Annotated in this window: 19 protein-coding genes; 12 read left to right on the top strand and 7 right to left on the bottom strand. The window is 53.5% G+C overall.

Annotated features, from left to right (window positions below; genetic code table 11):
• Nucleotides 1-39: 39 nt before the first annotated feature.
• Together ON072_RS14785 and ON072_RS14780 are read right to left on the bottom strand one after the other, a co-directional pair.
• On the bottom strand, nt 40-429 hold the full coding sequence (locus ON072_RS14785) for a DUF3301 domain-containing protein (protein WP_025010973.1): 390 nt from the start codon (nt 427-429) through the stop codon (nt 40-42).
• Nucleotides 426-1,439: a DUF3549 family protein gene (locus ON072_RS14780; RefSeq protein WP_144438800.1), complete on the bottom strand. Its 1,014-nt coding sequence runs from the start codon at nt 1,437-1,439 to the stop codon at nt 426-428. The genes ON072_RS14785 and ON072_RS14780 overlap by 4 nt, the downstream gene beginning before the upstream one ends.
• A 104-nt stretch (nt 1,440-1,543) precedes the next feature.
• Here ON072_RS14780 and ON072_RS14775 point away from each other — a divergent pair, with 104 nt between their 5' ends.
• Complete coding sequence (locus ON072_RS14775; RefSeq protein WP_208141981.1) at nt 1,544-1,867, top strand: YqcC family protein; 324 nt, start codon at nt 1,544-1,546, stop codon at nt 1,865-1,867.
• Entirely contained in the window at nt 1,839-2,681 is an 843-nt protein-coding gene (gene truC / locus ON072_RS14770) for a tRNA pseudouridine(65) synthase TruC (RefSeq protein WP_107110888.1), read from the top strand. The genes ON072_RS14775 and truC overlap by 29 nt, the downstream gene beginning before the upstream one ends.
• On the opposite strand, the gene ON072_RS14765 is transcribed toward truC, so the two are convergent.
• The gene (locus ON072_RS14765; protein ID WP_096142632.1) at nt 2,678-2,854 is read right to left on the bottom strand and encodes a hypothetical protein; all 177 of its coding nucleotides are present in this window, start codon (nt 2,852-2,854) and stop codon (nt 2,678-2,680) included. The genes truC and ON072_RS14765 overlap by 4 nt on opposite strands.
• 127 nt (nt 2,855-2,981) lie before the next feature.
• Here ON072_RS14765 and ON072_RS14760 point away from each other — a divergent pair, with 127 nt between their 5' ends.
• From ON072_RS14760 to purU, 3 genes are all read left to right on the top strand, one after another.
• Nucleotides 2,982-3,446: a flavodoxin gene (locus ON072_RS14760; RefSeq protein ID WP_044735893.1), complete on the top strand. Its 465-nt coding sequence runs from the start codon at nt 2,982-2,984 to the stop codon at nt 3,444-3,446.
• The gene (locus ON072_RS14755; RefSeq protein WP_045283557.1) at nt 3,398-4,879 is read left to right on the top strand and encodes a PTS transporter subunit EIIC; all 1,482 of its coding nucleotides are present in this window, start codon (nt 3,398-3,400) and stop codon (nt 4,877-4,879) included. The genes ON072_RS14760 and ON072_RS14755 overlap by 49 nt, the downstream gene beginning before the upstream one ends.
• Before the next feature lie 86 nt (nt 4,880-4,965).
• Nucleotides 4,966-5,799 (top strand): formyltetrahydrofolate deformylase, encoded by an 834-nt coding sequence (purU, locus tag ON072_RS14750; protein WP_261753230.1) that lies wholly within the window; start codon nt 4,966-4,968, stop codon nt 5,797-5,799.
• Nucleotides 5,800-5,824: 25 nt separating this feature from the next.
• Here the strand turns inward: purU and ON072_RS14745 are convergent, their stop codons facing one another.
• From ON072_RS14745 to map, 4 genes are all read right to left on the bottom strand, one after another.
• A complete protein-coding gene (locus ON072_RS14745) occupies nt 5,825-6,190 on the bottom strand; it encodes a DUF3718 domain-containing protein (protein WP_025010977.1) in 366 nt (121 codons plus the stop codon).
• 257 nt (nt 6,191-6,447) lie between these two features.
• Entirely contained in the window at nt 6,448-7,272 is an 825-nt protein-coding gene (gene dapD, locus ON072_RS14740; RefSeq protein ID WP_071238232.1) for a 2,3,4,5-tetrahydropyridine-2,6-dicarboxylate N-succinyltransferase, read from the bottom strand.
• A gap of 17 nt (nt 7,273-7,289) precedes the next feature.
• Nucleotides 7,290-9,869 (bottom strand): bifunctional uridylyltransferase/uridylyl-removing protein GlnD, encoded by a 2,580-nt coding sequence (gene glnD, locus ON072_RS14735; RefSeq protein ID WP_167715215.1) that lies wholly within the window; start codon nt 9,867-9,869, stop codon nt 7,290-7,292.
• A gap of 20 nt (nt 9,870-9,889) precedes the next feature.
• Nucleotides 9,890-10,693 (bottom strand): type I methionyl aminopeptidase, encoded by an 804-nt coding sequence (map, locus tag ON072_RS14730; protein ID WP_028779850.1) that lies wholly within the window; start codon nt 10,691-10,693, stop codon nt 9,890-9,892.
• 417 nt (nt 10,694-11,110) lie between these two features.
• Here map and rpsB point away from each other — a divergent pair, with 417 nt between their 5' ends.
• The 7 genes from rpsB to ispC all read left to right on the top strand — a co-directional run bounded on the left by rpsB (nt 11,111) and on the right by ispC (nt 17,196).
• Nucleotides 11,111-11,839 carry a 30S ribosomal protein S2 gene (rpsB, locus tag ON072_RS14725; RefSeq protein WP_025010979.1) on the top strand — a complete coding sequence of 243 codons (729 nt, stop codon included), beginning with the start codon at nt 11,111-11,113 and terminating at the stop codon, nt 11,837-11,839.
• A 132-nt stretch (nt 11,840-11,971) separates the two neighbouring features.
• Nucleotides 11,972-12,823, top strand: a complete 852-nt coding sequence (gene tsf / locus ON072_RS14720) for a translation elongation factor Ts (protein WP_044734899.1) — start codon at nt 11,972-11,974, stop codon at nt 12,821-12,823.
• 69 nt (nt 12,824-12,892) lie between these two features.
• Nucleotides 12,893-13,624: a UMP kinase gene (pyrH, locus tag ON072_RS14715; RefSeq protein ID WP_025010980.1), complete on the top strand. Its 732-nt coding sequence runs from the start codon at nt 12,893-12,895 to the stop codon at nt 13,622-13,624.
• Nucleotides 13,625-13,652: 28 nt separating this feature from the next.
• Complete coding sequence (frr, locus tag ON072_RS14710; RefSeq protein WP_025010981.1) at nt 13,653-14,210, top strand: ribosome recycling factor; 558 nt, start codon at nt 13,653-13,655, stop codon at nt 14,208-14,210.
• An 84-nt stretch (nt 14,211-14,294) separates the two neighbouring features.
• The gene (gene uppS, locus ON072_RS14705; protein ID WP_028779852.1) at nt 14,295-15,122 is read left to right on the top strand and encodes a polyprenyl diphosphate synthase; all 828 of its coding nucleotides are present in this window, start codon (nt 14,295-14,297) and stop codon (nt 15,120-15,122) included.
• A 21-nt stretch (nt 15,123-15,143) separates the two neighbouring features.
• Nucleotides 15,144-16,001, top strand: coding sequence for a phosphatidate cytidylyltransferase (locus tag ON072_RS14700; protein ID WP_025887250.1), 858 nt, complete (start codon nt 15,144-15,146; stop codon nt 15,999-16,001).
• A 4-nt stretch (nt 16,002-16,005) separates the two neighbouring features.
• Nucleotides 16,006-17,196: a 1-deoxy-D-xylulose-5-phosphate reductoisomerase gene (gene ispC, locus ON072_RS14695; RefSeq protein WP_044734897.1), complete on the top strand. Its 1,191-nt coding sequence runs from the start codon at nt 16,006-16,008 to the stop codon at nt 17,194-17,196.
• Nucleotides 17,197-17,207 lie beyond the last annotated feature (11 nt).

Below are 17,207 nucleotides of genomic sequence, written 5' to 3'. Positions count from 1 at the left end.
ACGGGGTCGGCTCAGTTTTCTGTCAGATGCAGCAAAATATCAGCGGCACTTACCCGAACTGCAACCACCGCGGGAGCCACAACCGCCACCGACGCTGCCTCTGGCAGTTGGCGCTTCATGCCACTCGGGTTCGGGAAATATTGGCCATTCAATTTTCTGGATCTGTTTACCGTGCATCAGGATGTGGCCGCGATACTGGTTGATGCCATCGGTACTGAACTCAAACATAAAGCGTGCATTCCAGCACAGGCCGTTCTTGCCGCCTATGCTGGGACGCGCCGACTCCATGGCGATGGCCAGCATCTGCACCTTTTGCCGTTGGCATTCCCGCTCGGCAAATATCCGACTGAGTTCGGCCATTTGTCGCAGTTGCCAGAAAAACGCAGCAATCATTACCAGCGCTGCGATCAGGAGAAAATCTGTCATCATTCTGTGGTCGCCCTGAACAGACCGCCAATGGCGCCGGATAGGCGGTCACTGCGGTGAGGATTGCGAAGTTCGCTCAATACCTGGGTACGTATCCCGGGTATGGCCACAATATCAGCAAAGATTTGATTAAAGAAGCTTTGCTCCTGCAAAGCCAGAGCCTCGAGATAAATTTTGCGGCATTCATCCTGTTTCAGACTAAGCCAGCAGCGGGCGGCAATGGCGATCAAGGCGTCAATATTCAGCGCCTGCTGACTATCCAGCTCTGTTATCGCCTGTTGGCAGAGTTTAGGGTGAGATGCCAAGGCGCGAAGGAAGTAAACCTTATGCTCGGGGGCAGCGTCTTTGAATGCCTGGAAGAGCGTTTCGGCAAGCGGCTCTGGCAATAGTATATGTTCCAGTTGCTGGCAAAGGGCAATCTGTACCTCGGCGGCACCTTTGCTTAACCCTTGTTGCAACAGGGCTGAGTGATCCAGTTCATTGACCCGGGCACAGATATCCGCCAGCCCTTGCAGTCCCAAATGTTGCCAGTTTTCGGCAGCCACCTTGCCGCTCAGGTATTGGCAGGCATATTCATACTGCACCGAAGCGGCTTGTCCCAGTTGTTTGCGCACCAAGGCGTTGAACAGGGCCAGTTTTTCTTGCGGGGGCTTGAAACTGAAGGGATGATTGGCCATCTGTTGCTGCTGGGCTTCGGTCAGTTCACGGGTCAGGTTTTCCCCCATGGCTTCAAGCAACATCTGAATAAACTGGCTGCGTGCAGCAGGGACCAGGAGTCCGCGCTCATCCAAAGGTAATTTCAGGAACCAGATATATTGCTGATTACTGCCATCCCAGAACACCAGGGCAAACTGGGCATGCCCTTGTATGGGGAAGGGATAGGGGCTTTGAAGGGCCTCTATCTGATGAAAAGCCATGGGATCTATGTGTTGCACCCGGCGGCCGAGATCATAGACCTGATATTGGGTGTTGGCGGCGCTGAGAAGTTCGCTGAGGGTAGTGATACTGTCCATGCTCGTTTGACTCTTGTACAACAAATGCGGTGCATTATAGGGATAAGCTTGGCCCGATGGTATGATTGGTGCCAATTTATTGTTTTGGATCTGCGAGGTGACAGATGCCTTTTCTGGCGACTGAAAAACTCCTGTTGGCCATAGAGGTCGAGTTGAAAGCCCTGGGAATGTGGAGCGCAACCGAACCTGGCGCGGCAGCCATGGCCAGTCAGGCGCCCTTTGCCTGCGAGAGCATGGCATTTGAAGCCTGGTTGCAGTTTATTTTGCTGCCAAAAATGCGCACGCTGATAGACGCCGAAATGCCGCTGCCATCAGCCATAGCAACTGCACCTATGGCCGAGCATGTCTGGGGCGAAGCGCCCACATACCGTAATTTGATCACTTTGTTGAGAACCTTGGATGAACTCCTTACCAAACAAGCAAGATGAGACCCAGCTTCAAGCCGAGATTTCGGAGCAAGCTTTGACACCTGTGGATGAAGAGTGCCCCGAGATCCGTATCCTCTATGAAGATGAACACTTGGTTGCCATCCATAAACCGGCGGGATTACTGGTGCATAGAACCTATCTGGCACGAAAAGAGCGTTTTTTCGCCATGCAGCTGACCCGTGATCTGGTGGGTTGTCATGTATTTCCGGTGCACAGGTTGGATAGGCCGACCTCGGGTGTCTTGTTGTTCGCCAAGAGCAGTGAAATTGCCGCTATTTTATGTCAGCAGTTTGCCGGGCGCGAGACACGCAAAGAGTATCTGGCCCTGGTGCGCGGCAATATGCACCAAGCCGGTACACTGGACTATCCACTCAAAGAAGAGCTCGATGCAGTGGCCGATAAACATGCCGACCGCAACAAGGAAGCCCAGGACGCCATTACTCATTATGCGCCGCTACTCAATGCCGAGATCCCTTTCCCGTCAGGGCGTTACCCCAGCAGTCGTTTTGCCTTGATACGTCTCTCGCCGCAGACTGGGCGCAAGCATCAGCTCAGAAGGCATATGGCTCATCTGCGTCACCCCATTATAGGTGACACCACCCACGGCGATGGCAAGCAAAACCGTTTCTTTCGCGAACACTTCGGCCTCAACCGTTTATGGTTGTTGGCTCAGAGCTTGAGTTTCACTCACCCAACGACAGGCGAACCCGTCACCATAGTGACAGAGCCGGAGGCCGAATGGCTGCAAGTGTTCGAAGGCCTGGGCTGGGACGAGTCCCAGCTTGAGTCAGACAGCGGTTTGCTGCTGGCTTAGGTTTCGTCTTTATTGGTGCGCTTGTGCATCATGTCAAGTAAGGGACGATAGGCGTCGAGTGGATAGTGGGCATGGTGTTGGTCTTGTTGAGCGGCTCTGAAGTAACACATACGGCGGACATGAGTTGCCCTTTGGTGTTGCTTCTGAAGTTTCTGCCTGCTGCTCTGTCGCATCGCTGCGTTTCCTTATCGCCAGTGGCGTGTCGGCTTGGTGTCTGTTGATGCTTGTGCTTGCAGCACAAGCAGACGATACAGTATGGTGGAGAACAATGAATATTGGCTCCGAGGTGCAGAGTATAACATGAAAAAAGTGAACCTGGTGTTTGGAACTGTCTATGGTAACGCCCAGTTTGTTGCCGAGACACTCCTGAAGCAGCTCCAGACTCATGGTGTGGATGCCAAACTTTGGCAAAGTCATGAGCTTAAAGGATATGTACCGACTGCCGATGAGTATCTGTTGCTGGTCTCTTCCACTACCGGCCAAGGGGATCTTCCGGATGATATTTTGCCCTGGTTTTTGGAACTGAAAGACACGGCCCCTTACTTACCAGACCTTAGATACGGGGTTATTGCCCTGGGAGACTCGAGTTATGAGACTTTCTGCGGCGCAGGTAAACAATTGGATGAACTGTTTGCGGAGCTTGGTGCCAAACGTGTCGGTGAGCGTTTGGAGATTGATGCCTGCGAAACCATGGAACCCGAGGTCGAGGCTCAAACATGGCTCAACAACTGGCTACCCCTGCTGAAAACAGAACCGGGCGCCTGAAAGGCTTTTCACAACATTGGTTTAAGTTTGCCCAGCGCCTGAGTCAGGCGCTGCTTGTCCCCATAGCTATCCTGCCTGCTGCCGGGGTGATGAAAGGCCTGGCCAGTACGCCGACAGGTATTTTGTCTCCTTCGCTCAATGAGTTGTTTGCCACCACAGGCAATCTCATCTTCACTATGATGCCGCTGCTGTTTGCCATCGCCATTGCCATAGGCTTTTGTCGCGATCAGGGGATTGCCGCCTTCAGCGCGGCGTTCGGCTTTGGGGTATTCAGTTCCACCTTATCGCTGCTGGCCTCGCAAAACCCCGTGCACACTTCGGTTTGGCTCGGAGTGGAGACCATAGATACAGGTATTGCCGGTGGTATGTTGCTCGGGGTGATGACCTGCCTGGCGATGGCCATGAGTCGTCACTTGCGTTTGCCGGCTATCTTTTCCTTCTTTGAGGGGCGCCGCAGCGCGCCATTGCTGATGTTGCCGTTGGCTGTGTTGCTGGCCTATTTGCTGGCGCTTATCTGGCCACCTTTGGCTCACTATATTGAGGTGTTCTCCAACTGGGCTGTATATCAAAAGCCGCAGCTGGCCTTTGCCATCTATGGCACAGTGGAACGCCTCTTGTTACCACTTGGGCTGCACCATATCTGGAATGCGCCTTTCTACCTGGAGCTTGGGCAGTATTATCAGGATGGTGAATGGCTCAGAGGCGAAGTGGCACGCTACCTCGCCGGCGATCCCCAGGCCGGCAATCTGGCCGGTGGCTATCTCATCAAGATGTGGGGCCTGCCGGCGGCGGCCCTGGCGATTTGGCGCTGTGCCGACAAGAGTGAACGCAATCGGGTGGCCGGCATCATGCTGTCGGCGGCGGCAACCAGTTGGCTTACCGGGGTGACTGAGCCGATTGAGTTTGCCTTCCTGTTTGTAGCACCTTTGCTGTATCTGGTGCACGCACTGCTGACCGGGCTGGCTTATGCAGTCTGTATCTGGCTCGACATTCACTATGGGCTGGTGTTTTCCAATGGTTTGCTGGATTTTGCCCTTCTGTGGCATCAATCTGCCAACGCCGGTTGGTTTCTGATCCTGGGCCCCTTGACCGCAGTCATCTATTATCTGATTTTCCGCGCTTCCATCATGGCATTCAATCTCAAGACGCCGGGGCGGCTGGAACCGGAAACCGCCTCGGGCGGCAATCTGCTGGCCATGATAGGCGCGCTCGGCGGCGCCGCCAATATCCGCAATCTCAGCGCCTGTATGACCCGCTTGCGCCTGAGTGTCGAACGCCCAGAGCTGGTGGACAAGTCCCGCCTGTTGGGATTGGGAGCCAAGGGCGTGATAGTGGTAGGGCAGGGCGTCCAGGTGGTGTTTGGCACCAAGGCCGAGACCTTGAGAGGGCTTTTGCAAAAGTATTTGGACAGTCGCCAGGCAAGCCGGAGATAACGGGCTGCTTTTGATGAATAAATTTTAAGCGCGCCAGCGGCGAGACTGTGGCATATTCAAACTTTGATGCAGCGACAGGAGCCGATATGCCACGCAAAATACTGATGATTGATTGTGCCGATGAATATGGGCTTATCGCCAGAGTCACCGGGGTATGCTTTCAGCACAGACTGAACATCATCAAGAACAACGAGTTTGTCGATAATCAGCAGGGGCGCTTTTTCATGCGTACCGAACTTGAAGGCGAGTTCGATGAAACTAAGCTGCTAAAGGAGTTGGCCGAGGTCCTGCCCAAGCAAAACCATATGAAACTGGTGGATGCCGGACGCAAGCGCATAGTGGTGCTGGCGACTAAGGAGGCCCATTGCCTCGGGGATCTCTTGATGAAAACCTACTATGGTGCTCTCGATGTGGAGATAGCCGCCATAGTGGCCAACTACGACACGCTGGCACCGCTGGCGGCCAAGTTTGAGGTGCCTTTTCATCACGTCTGTCATCAGAGGTTGGATCGCAGCGCCCACGAGCGCGCCATGTTGGAGATTATCGCCGGCTACCAGCCTGAATACCTGGTACTGGCCAAATATATGCGAGTACTCACCCCTGAGTTTGTCGAGCAGTATCCCAATAAGATAATCAATATTCATCACTCCTTCCTGCCGGCCTTTATCGGCGCCAATCCCTATCGTCAGGCGTGGGAGCGCGGGGTGAAGATTATTGGTGCCACGGCGCACTTTGTGAATAACTGTTTGGATGAGGGACCTATCATCAAGCAGGACGTGATCCCTGTGGATCACAGTTACAGCGCGGCAGATATGGCCAAAGCCGGCCGAGATGTGGAAAAAAGTGTTCTCAGCCGGGCTCTGGCGCTGGTACTCAATGAACAGGTCGTGGTGTACGGCAACAAGACCTTGGTGTTTTAACCCGAGTGTTTTGGGCTCAGTAGGTTCAGCGGAAACTCACGTAGAGTTTTTCCTCCTCTGGGATCATGGCCATATCGGAAATGGTCACTTTGCCGGGCAGGAAGCGGCCAATCTTTTTGGCGGTGCGATCGGCGCCGTGACTCATGGCAAACTGATGCAGTGACTCACCATTGCACACCAGACGGGGGAACACTCGCTGTTCATTGATCCGGTACTCACGCAGGGTATTGGAAAACGCTATCATGCTGTTGCTGGCACTGGACTTACAGACCTGGATCAACGCCTGCTCAATATAAGGATCCATTGCCGCCTGGGCACTGAGAGAGCCGAAGCTCAGGCCGGCGACAGCCAGTAATACGGCGCCGGTGCGGGTACGTTGGCAAAGGTTCATGGCTTGCTCCTTTTGGGGATGCTTCAAGTACCATTTAAGTACAGTCGCAGCCGGGGCATTTGCCAGCAATTGAATAGAGGCTTTCTGTCAGCAGTTGTTGCTGCTTGGGCAAGGCGTGTCCCAAGGTGTGGAAGTTTGTCTCTTGGTAAGTAAATGTGTCTGCCTGCGCCCTTATGGGCAGAGCAGACAGACACATAGATGGGGTTGCTGACCTGCTAAAGCGCTTATTGCTCGAGGTCAGCTCCCGAGGGCAAGGGTCAGTCGACCATCCGCAGCAGTTCGTTGATACCCACTTTACCGCGGGTCTTCTCGTCTACCTTTTTGACTATGATGGCGGCGTAAAGATTGTACTTGCCGCAGCTGGAGGGCAGAGTGCCTGACACCACTACAGAACCTGCTGGAACTCGGCCATAGTGAATTTCACCGGTTTCGCGGTCATAGATGCGGGTGCTCTGGCCGATATAGACCCCCATGGAGATCACTGAGCCTTCCTCGACCACTACCCCTTCAACGATTTCAGAGCGGGCACCGATAAAGCAGTTGTCTTCAATAATGGTCGGGCCGGCCTGCAGCGGCTCGAGTACGCCACCGATACCGACACCGCCGGAGAGATGCACGTTTTTACCAATTTGCGCACAGGAGCCAACCGTGGCCCAGGTGTCGACCATGGTGCCTTCATCTACATAGGCGCCCAGGTTAACGTAAGAGGGCATAAGCACAGTGTTTTTACCGATGAAAGAGCCTTTGCGCACCGCAGCGGGTGGCACAACGCGTATGGCTTCGGTGCGAAAACGCGCTTCATCATAGTCGGCAAACTTCTGTGGTACCTTGTCGAAATACTTGGTTTCGGCCCCGTCGATTACGCCATTGTCGAAGATACGGAAAGACAGCAAAACGGCTTTCTTGAGCCATTGGTGCACATGCCACTGGCCGTCCAGTTTCTCGGCCACTCTGGCCTCGCCTCTGTCCAGCATGTCAATCACTCGTTCCACATCGGCGCGCAGCTCGGCGTCAACTGTGGTTGGGCTTATCTGTGCGCGAGCTTCAAAAGCCGCCTCAATACGTTGGCGTAAAGCCTCCATTGGTTTCTCCCGTTTACTTAGGTTGTTGGGGTCCCGAATTGGGACAGGGCACTGATCAGTGACTCTTTCAGCCTTTGTTGCTGGGCTTCATCCAGTGCCAGTCCCTGATTGGTTTGTAGAATAAAAAAGTCCTCGGCGCGCTCGCCTATCGTAGTGATCTTGGCCGCCAGCAGGGTGACATCACAGCGATAGAAGGTTTCACCTATCTTGGCCAACAGGCCCGGGCTATCCAAGGCTATCAGTTCCATCATACTTGTACCATGGCGGCGGGTCGGCAGGAAACTGACCTGAGTCGGAACTTTAAAAGGTTTCATCTTGCGCGACAACTTGCGAAAGCGCGGGATCTTGGGTTGCTCGCCGCTAAGCGCTTTGCCAAGGGTCTTGCGTATGCTTTGTATCCGCGACAGCTGACTAACCGCCTTGCCGTCCTGTTCGAGGATCACAAAGGTATCCAGGGCGTAGTTGTCCTTGGATGTCATGATGTTGGCATCATGAACATTGATATTCTTGTTGTCCAGCACCGCCATCACAGTGGCAAACAGCTTGGGTTTGTCCTGGCAATAGACAAACAGCTCGGTACCGCCACGGGTGGTGTGTTTGGATACCATCACCAGTGGCTCATCCTGCTTGTGCTTGAGTATCGCCTCGGCGTGCCAGGCGATTTGATTGGGTTGATGACGCAAAAAGTAATCGGCCTTGAATCTCTGCCACAGCTGATCCAACGCCTTTTCCTTGAAGCCGCGCCGCAGCAACTCTTTCTTGGCCTTGGCCTGATGCTCCCGCACCCGGGCGCGAATATCCACCGGCTTTTCTTTGCCGCGGGCGAGTACCCTCTGGGTGGCAAAATAGAGATCCCTGAGCAGGGAGCCCTTCCAGTTGTTCCAGGTTTTTTCATTGGTGGCACAGATATCGGCCACTGTCAGGCAGTAGAGGTAACTCAGGTGCACCGCATCGCGAACCTTGTCGGCGAAATCGGCGACTACTTCGGGATCGGAAATATCCCGGCGCTGGGCAACAATCGACATCAACAGATGATTTTCCACCAACCAGCTGACCAAGCGGCCGTCGTGGTCGTTGAGGCCATGGAGTTTACAAAACTCCTGCGCATCCACGGCGCCGAGCTTACTGTGATCGCCGCCGCGACCCTTGGCGATGTCATGGAAAATGGCCGCCAAGACTAGAAGCCCTTTTTTCGGCAACTGATTGATCAGTACAGAGCCGAGTGGGAACTCCTCTTTCTGCTCTGCCTGGGCAAATTTGTCGATATTGAGCAGCAGCCTGTGGGTGTGTTCATCTACAGTGTAAGCATGGAAGAGGTCAAACTGCATCTGGCCCTCAATGGCGCGCCAGGCAGGCAAATAAGCCGACATCACCCCATGTTTGTGCATTAGCGACAGAGCCGCAATGCCACGAGGATGGCGGAGGATTTCCATAAATACTCTGCGGCAGCCTTCCCAGGCCATCAGAGGTTGCGGCTGGGCGCGTCTGGCCCTTCTAAGTGCCCTCAGAGTCGGGGCATAAATCCCCTGAATATTGGAATTGCGGGCCACATGCAAAAACAGTCTGACGATTTCTTCCGGATCGTCAAACAGTGCCAAGTCCAGCGCCTCGATAAAGCGGCCGCGGCGCTGATAGTGTTCATCTATAGGCTGGATTTCCAGCGCCTGGGTGTGCCCCAGGGTGGCACGCTTGAACAGTTGCAGCAGCATCTCGTTGAGCTCCATCACCCGCCGTACTGTGCGGTAATAGCGCTTCATCATCTGCTCGACCGCCAGTTGGGTGGCATCTTCGTAGCCCATCAAGCCGGCGACCTGACGCTGCAAGTCAAACAGCAAACGGTTTTCGTCACGGCCCGAAGCCAGGTGCAGGGCAAATCTCAGCTCCCAGAGGAAGTGCTGACACTCCAGCAGCTCTTCGAGTTCGGCCTGCTCCAGAAAACCGTGCCCGACCAACTCTTCGAGTTTGGCGGCATCGAAGTGGCGCATGGCGACCCAGGCTATGGTTTGAATATCCCTGAGGCCGCCGGGGCAGGTCTTGATATTGGGTTCAAGATCGAAGGCATTGGCCCTGGCGTGGCGGGCGCGCTGTTCATCGCGCTTGGCGCTGAAAAACTCGTTCGATGGCCAGAATTGGTGCTCGCGAATCGCGTCGTAGAGAGTATCAAACAGGATTTCCGGGCCGGTAAGCAGCCTGGCTTCGAGCAGGTTAGTGGCTATGGTGATGTCCTGGCGACCCTGCTGCAGGGTTTCGCCCAGGGTTCTGACACTGTGGCCGATTTCAAGACCTGCGTCCCAGAGAAAGGCGATATAGGCGCTGAGCCTGCTCTCGGCTGCCGGGTCCAGGTTGTCATCCACCAGAAACAGCAGATCTATGTCTGAATAGGGGTGCAGCTCGCCGCGGCCATAGCCGCCAACGGCGATAAGGGCGATGGGATAATCATTCAGCCCCTGGGCTTGCCATTGTTCAATCAGCTGCTTATCGACAAAGCGACAGCGGCTGGTAACCAGTTCGACTATCTTTTCTCGCGAGGTAAACCTGTCAAACAGGGCCTGATTCTGCTCACAAAGTGCCGTTTTGGCTGCCAGCGCTGTGCTCATTCTATTCCTTGGGTGACGCCTTATTTGGCGTGATTGATGATCCTCGGGAAATCTTCCTCGGCGCGCAGCGTCAGAACTTCTACGCCGGTCTGGGTGATCAACAGAGTATGTTCCCACTGAGCTGAATTTTTACCATCTGAGGTGGTGACAGTCCAGCCGTCATCCTTGTTCAGTACAGAAGTGTGGCGACCGGCGTTGATCATCGGCTCAATGGTAAAGCACATTCCTGGACGCAGTATGGTCTTGTCGTTGTTTTTGTAGTGCACTACCTGTGGTTCTTCGTGGAAACCGGCGCCGATACCGTGACCGCAGTAATCCTGCACTATCGAATATTTGTCCAGGCCTGACTTGCTGGCCTTGATAAACTTCTCGACCGTGGTGCCAATTTCACCCAACTGCATGCCGGGGCGAACTTTACGAATGGCGGCGTAGAGGCTTTCCTGAGCGATACGGCACAGGCGGCGATCTTTTGGGCTGACATCGCCAATCAGGAACATTTTGGAAGTGTCGCCGTGATAGCCATCCTTGATGACAGTGATGTCGATATTGAGAATATCGCCGTCCTTGAGCACGCGATCGCTGGGAATACCGTGGCAGATCACCTCATTGATAGAGGTACAGATGGACTTGGGAAAACCATGGTAGTTGAGCGGCGCAGAGATGGCGCCTTGTTCTTCCGTGTACTTGGCGCAGATATCGTTGAGCTCGTTGGTGCTGACCCCTGCCTTGACGTGCGGGGCTATCATTTCCAGTACACTGGCGGCCAACTTACCGGCGGCACGCATTTTCTCAATTTCGTCTGCTGTCTTGATGACTATACTCATGGGGGTTTTCTCTTAATAACCTGTGTCTTGGCCAAGGCCAATCCAACTTGTTTGTGAAACGGTAAAATAACGCTCCTGGCGCGGCTTTGAACTGAGTTTAAGGCCGACATATGAGCGGTAAAAAATTTGTGTTTGCCGGCGATTTATGGTATAAAGCGCGCCGTTATGTTTGACTCTAAGTGACTTTGAGCTGACGACTCTACGAGTTCGAATTGACTTCAAGTCGGGCTGCCTTCGGTGGGGGATCCCATTTCGTTGGCAGGTCAGAGTAAAGATGGCGGCCATTATACATGGCATTTAACTCAAATACTAAATCACACACGTATCGACACATTCTTCGGGGTGCCCGCGGCTTGGCCAAAGGGTCGAAGACATGGGATGCGTGGAGGTCTAACCCCTTAAATTAAGGTATAGAAAATGACTACAGTTTCAATGCGCGATATGCTCCAGGCCGGTGTACACTTCGGTCACCAAACCCGTTACTGGAACCCTAAGATGAAGCCTTTCATCTTCGGCGCCCGCAACGGTGTACACATCATCAACCTCGAGCACACTGTGCCAATGTTCAATGAAGCTCTGGCTTTCATCAGCAACATTGCTTCCAAGAAAGGTAAAATCCTGTTCGTAGGCACCAAGCGCGCTGCCAGTGAAGCCATCAAAGAAGCTGCCGTATCTTGCGAGCAGTTCTACGTGGACAAGCGCTGGCTCGGCGGTATGCTGACCAACTGGAAAACCGTTCGTCAGTCAATCAAGCGCCTGAAAGATCTGGAAACCCAGTCTGTTGACGGTACTTTCGACAAGCTGACCAAGAAAGAAGCGCTGATGCGTACCCGTGAGCTGGAAAAGCTTGAGAAGTCTCTGGGTGGTATCAAGAACATGGGCGGTCTGCCAGACGCCATTTTCGTTATCGGTGCTGACCATGAACACATCGCTATCAAAGAAGCCAACAACCTGGGTATCCCAGTTGTTGCCGTAGTAGATACCAACTCTGCTCCAGATGGCGTTGACTACATCATTCCTGGTAACGACGACGCTATGCGTGCAATCCGTTTGTATGCTGAGTCTGTAGCTGCTGCTGCCAAAGCTGGCCGTGGTCAGGACCTGGCTGTTCAAGCTGAAGAAGACGGTTTCATCGAAGCTGAATAATAAGGTGCGATGCTAGTACATCACCCTTATTAACCAAGAGATATGATTGGTTAACAGGGGCCATATGGCCCCTGTTTTATACCTGATTATCAACAGGTTAAATTTGTCGAATTATCAATTGAGGATTTAACAATGGCAATTACTGCTGCCCTGGTTAAAGAACTGCGCGACCGTACTGGCGCAGGCATGATGGATTGTAAAAAAGCCCTGACCGAAACTAACGGTGATATCGAAGCTGCAATCGATAACATGCGTAAGAGCGGCGCGGCCAAAGCGGCCAAGAAAGCCGGTAACATCGCTGCCGAAGGTACTATCCTGATCAAAAACGGTGCTGGTTACACTGCTCTGGTTGAAGTTAACTGCCAGACTGACTTCGTAGCAAAAGACTCCAACTTCCTGGCTTTCGCCAACGAAGTTCTGGAAGCTGCCGCTGCTGCCAAAGTGACTGTTGAAGATCTGAAAGCTCAGTTCGAAGAAGCGCGTGTTGCCCTGGTTGCCAAAATCGGTGAAAACATCAATGTTCGTCGCGTTGAGTACATCGACGGTGACAAGATGGCTTTCTACCGTCACGGCGATCGCATCGGTGTAGTTGTTACCGGTGAAGCCGATGAAGAAACGCTGAAGCACATTGCAATGCACGTTGCTGCCTCCAAGCCTGAGTACGTTAACCCAGAAGACGTTCCAGCCGAAGTGGTTGAGAAAGAGCGTTCCGTTCAAGTTGAAATCGCTATGAACGAAGGCAAGCCTCAGGAAATCGCTGAGAAGATGGTTGCCGGCCGCATGAAGAAGTTCACCGGTGAGGTTTCTCTGACTGGTCAGCCATTCATCATGGAGCCAAAGAAAACTGTTGGTGAAGTTCTGAAAGAGAAAGGCGCCACTGTGACTAACTTCATCCGCCTGGAAGTGGGTGAAGGTATCGAGAAGAAAGAAGAAGATTTCGCTTCTGAAGTAGCTGCCCAAATCGCTGCTTCCAAGAAGGCTTAATCGCCAATTCTTAACCCTCCCAAGACCGCAGCAGCCGCTGCGGTCTTGTTATGACCAGGACAGAAAAAGATGAGCACCAACCCAAAACCTGCATTTCGACGTATTCTGCTGAAACTGAGTGGCGAAGCCCTGATGGGCGAAGAAGGCTTCGGTATCGATCCCAAGGTACTGGATCGTATGGCCCAGGAGATTAAAGAGCTGGTTGAGCTCGGCATTCAGGTTGGCGTGGTCATCGGTGGCGGAAACCTGTTCCGTGGTGAAGGACTGGCCAAGGCTGGTATGAACCGCGTGGTGGGCGATCACATGGGTATGCTGGCGACAGTGATGAATGGTCTGGCGATGCGTGATGCGCTGCACCGTGCCTATGTTAATGCCCGTCTGATGTCTGCTATTCCGCTCAATGGTGTGTGCGATAGATACAACTGGGCCGAGGCTATCAGCCTGCTCAAGTCCGGACGTGTGGTGATTTTTGCTGCCGGTACCGGTAACCCATTCTGTACTACAGACTCTGCTGCTTGCCTGAGAGGGATTGAAATTGAAGCAGAAGTCGTGCTAAAAGGCACTAAAGTTGACGGCGTATATTCGGATGATCCGATGAAGAACCCCGAAGCCGTCAAATACGATGAACTGAGTTACACTGAAGTTCTGGATAAAGAATTGAAAGTCATGGATCTGGCCGCCTTCACCATGGCCCGTGACCACGACATGCCTATATTGGTCTTCAATATGAATAAGCCAGGCGCACTGCGCCGGGTGATCATGGGTGAAGAAGCCGAAGGCACGCTGATCAAAACGAAATAACCGACTGATTGCAAAAAGGACATTTAACGTGATTGATGCGATTAAAGAAGATGCACAGGTTCGTATGGACAAGTGTGTAGATGCCACCAAGGCGCAAATGGCCAAAGTGCGTACCGGCCGTGCTCACCCTGCATTGCTGGACTCTATCCAGGTGTCTTACTACGGCACCATGACCCCGCTCAAGCAGGTGGGTAATATCTCTGTTGAAGACAGCCGCACTCTGGCGGTTAACGTATTCGACCGTAGCATGATCCAGGCCGTAGAGAAGGCGATCATGAGCTCAGATTTGGGCCTGAACCCTATGTCTGCCGGTGCCACTATCCGTATCCCTCTGCCGGCTCTGACCGAAGAGCGTCGTCGTGATCTGGTTAAAGTGGTTCGCGCCGAAGCCGAAAACGGCCGCGTGGCTGTGCGTAACGTTCGTCGTGATGCCAACTCTGCGGTGAAGAACCTGGAGAAGGAAAAAGAGTGTACCGAGGACGATGTACGCCGTAGCGAAGAGGAAGTGCAGAAGATAACTGACGCACATATCAAGAAGATAGACGAGCTGTTGGCCGCAAAAGAAGCGGAATTGATGGAAGTCTGATATTGACTCGCTAAACTAGAGTTGATGCGCCGTGTAGGGGTATACTACGCGGCGTTTGTCTATTTATAAGGGTTGTTTATTCAGATGTCATCCAATATGGAAGCCGATCCTACGACTCCAACCAGCACCGGCGACTGCCTGACCTCTGAGTGCTTACCGGAGCAGCTTTCAGAGCTGGTAAAGCAGTCTATCCCGCAGCATGTGGCTATCATTATGGATGGTAACGGCCGTTGGGCTCAGGCCCAGGGTAAACCCAGAGTCATAGGCCATAAGGCCGGTGTCAAGGCTGTGCGCCGCGCCGTGAGTACCGCCAGGCAACTCGGGGTACGTTCACTGACCCTGTTTGCGTTTTCCAGTGAAAACTGGCGTCGTCCGGATCAGGAAGTCAGCCTGTTGATGGAACTGTTTTTTACCGTGCTGCGCCGGGAAATCAAACTGCTGCACCAAAACGGTGTCCGGCTGAACATCATAGGTGATACCAGCCGCTTCTCCGAGAGACTGCAAAAGCAGATCCGCGCAGCCGAAGAGAAAACCGCCGCCAACTCAGAGCTTATCCTCAATGTTGCCGCCAACTACGGTGGCCGCTGGGACATAATGCAAGCTGCTCGCAAACTGGCCGAAAAAGTAGAATCCGGTGAAATGACCAGCAGTCAGTTCAGCGAAGAGGCCTTGGCAGAACATTTGTGCATGCAAAATCAACATGAAGTTGATTTAATGATCCGTACGGGTGGGGATTACCGCATCAGTAATTTTATTCTCTGGCAGGCGGCTTATGCCGAGTTGGTCTTTACCGACACCCTTTGGCCGGATTTTGATGAGCAGGCGTTTCGCCAGGCAGTGGCGACTTTTGCCAGCCGCCAGCGTCGTTTTGGTCTGACCGGAAGTCAGATAGAAGAAATACGCAGCGTATAACATCTTACGAGGGACATTTTTTTGCTAAAACAACGAATAATAACAGCAATTTGGTTAATCCCACTGGTTATGGGGGCTATCTTTTTGCTCCCGGCAAGTTATTTTTCATGGGCCTTGGTGGCGGTATTTCTGATTGCGGCAAAAGAATGGGGCCGCATTATCGACAGCCGCTGTGAGGTTACTCAATGGAGTTTTACCGCTACCCTGGCGATAGTGCTGGTGGCGATTAATCTTCTGGTTCCGGCCGATGCCGTCTGGTCCAGGGGCCAGTTACACCCCATTATGCTGGCCATCATTCTTATCGGTGCCTGTTGGTGGTTGTTCTCTCTGGTGCTGGTGATCTCCTATCCCCGCAGCGCCAAACTTTGGCAGGGCAGCCCCATGCTCAAGTCCATGTTCGGCCAGTTGACCTTGCTACCTTGTTTCGCTTCCCTGATAGCCCTCAAAGCGCTCAGCAGTCCTGCTGACCCTTATTTTGGCGGTATCCTGGTGTTTTTGGTGATGCTGACGGTATGGGCCGCTGATTCAGGGGCCTACTTTGCCGGTAAGGCGCTGGGACGGATTAAACTCATGCCCAATGTCAGCCCGGCCAAGACCCTGGAAGGTTTGCTGGGTGGCCTGCTGACCACCATGGTGGTAGTGGCCGGTGTTTGCTATTTCTCTCCCGAACAGGAGCTTGGACTGCTGGTTGCCGTGACCCTGTTTACCGCACTAGCCTCGGCGCTTGGCGATCTGTCCGAGAGCATGTTCAAGCGCGCCGCTAAAATTAAAGACTCGGGCACCATATTGCCCGGCCACGGTGGTGTGCTGGATCGCATCGACAGCCTGACCGCAGCCTTGCCCGTCTTTACCCTTATCTATATTGCATTCTGGATGTAGTGCTATGCAAAACATGGTGATTTTAGGAGCGACTGGCTCAATTGGTGCCAGTACCCTCAGTGTGATCCAACATAATCCGGCGGCATATCATGTTTATGCGCTGGTGGCCAATACCAATGTGGACAAGATGGCCGAGTTGTGTGCGATCCACCGACCTGAAATTGCCCATATGGTTTGCCCTCAAGCGGCCAAGGCATTGGCCGAGCGTTTGGGTGCCGGCTCGGATACCCGGGTCAGTACCGGCGAGTCCGAACTACTTGAGCTGGTGACTCACAGCCGGGTCGATACCGTGATGGCGGCCATAGTTGGCGCCGCCGGTATGATACCAACACTGGCATCAGTCAAGGCAGGTAAGCGAGTGTTGCTGGCCAACAAAGAGGCGCTGGTAATGTCCGGGCGCTTATTTATGGAAGCCACCCGCCAATCGGGCGCGACTCTGCTGCCGGTAGACAGCGAGCACAACGCTATTTTCCAATGCCTGCCGGAAGCCGTGCAGCAACAGCTGGGTTATTGCAACCTTCAAGGTGCAGGGATTTCATCGATTCTGCTCACCGGCTCAGGCGGGCCATTTTTGAGCGCCGATCTTGCCAGTCTGGCGAGTGTGACGCCGGCCCAGGCTATCAAGCATCCCAACTGGTCCATGGGGCCTAAAATTTCTGTCGATTCGGCGACCATGATGAATAAAGGGCTTGAGTATGTAGAGGCGCGCTGGCTCTTCAACGCCAGTGCCGAGCAGCTCAAGGTGGTTATCCACCCCCAGAGTGTGATTCACTCCATGGTGCAGTATCAGGATGGCAGCGTGCTGGCGCAGCTGGGTAATCCGGATATGCGCACCCCGATAGCCCATTGTATGGCCTATCCAGAGAGAATTGTCTCCGGGGTTGAACCTTTGGACTTTTTCAAAGTCGGACAATTGAGCTTCTGTGAGCCGGATTTTGCCCGCTATCCCTGTCTGGAGCTGGCAATGAGTGCCTGCGCTTCGGGCCAGGAAGCCACTACAGTGCTTAATGCAGCCAATGAAATGGCCGTCGCCAGCTTCCTTAAAGGGGAAATCGGCTTTACCGATATCGCCCGGGTCAATGAAGCTTGTTTGGCGCGTGTGCCGCAATCGCCTTTAAATTCCATAGCGGATATTCTGGCATTGGACGGCCAAAGCCGTCAGTATGCCGAGGAAGCTATCGCCGGATGCAAGTGAGGAAAATAAGG

This window comes from Shewanella sp. K8 (genome assembly GCF_028823715.1).
GTDB classification, from domain to species: Bacteria; Pseudomonadota; Gammaproteobacteria; order Enterobacterales; family Shewanellaceae; genus Shewanella; species Shewanella algae.
This window is presented reverse-complemented; position numbering and strand designations above follow the sequence as displayed.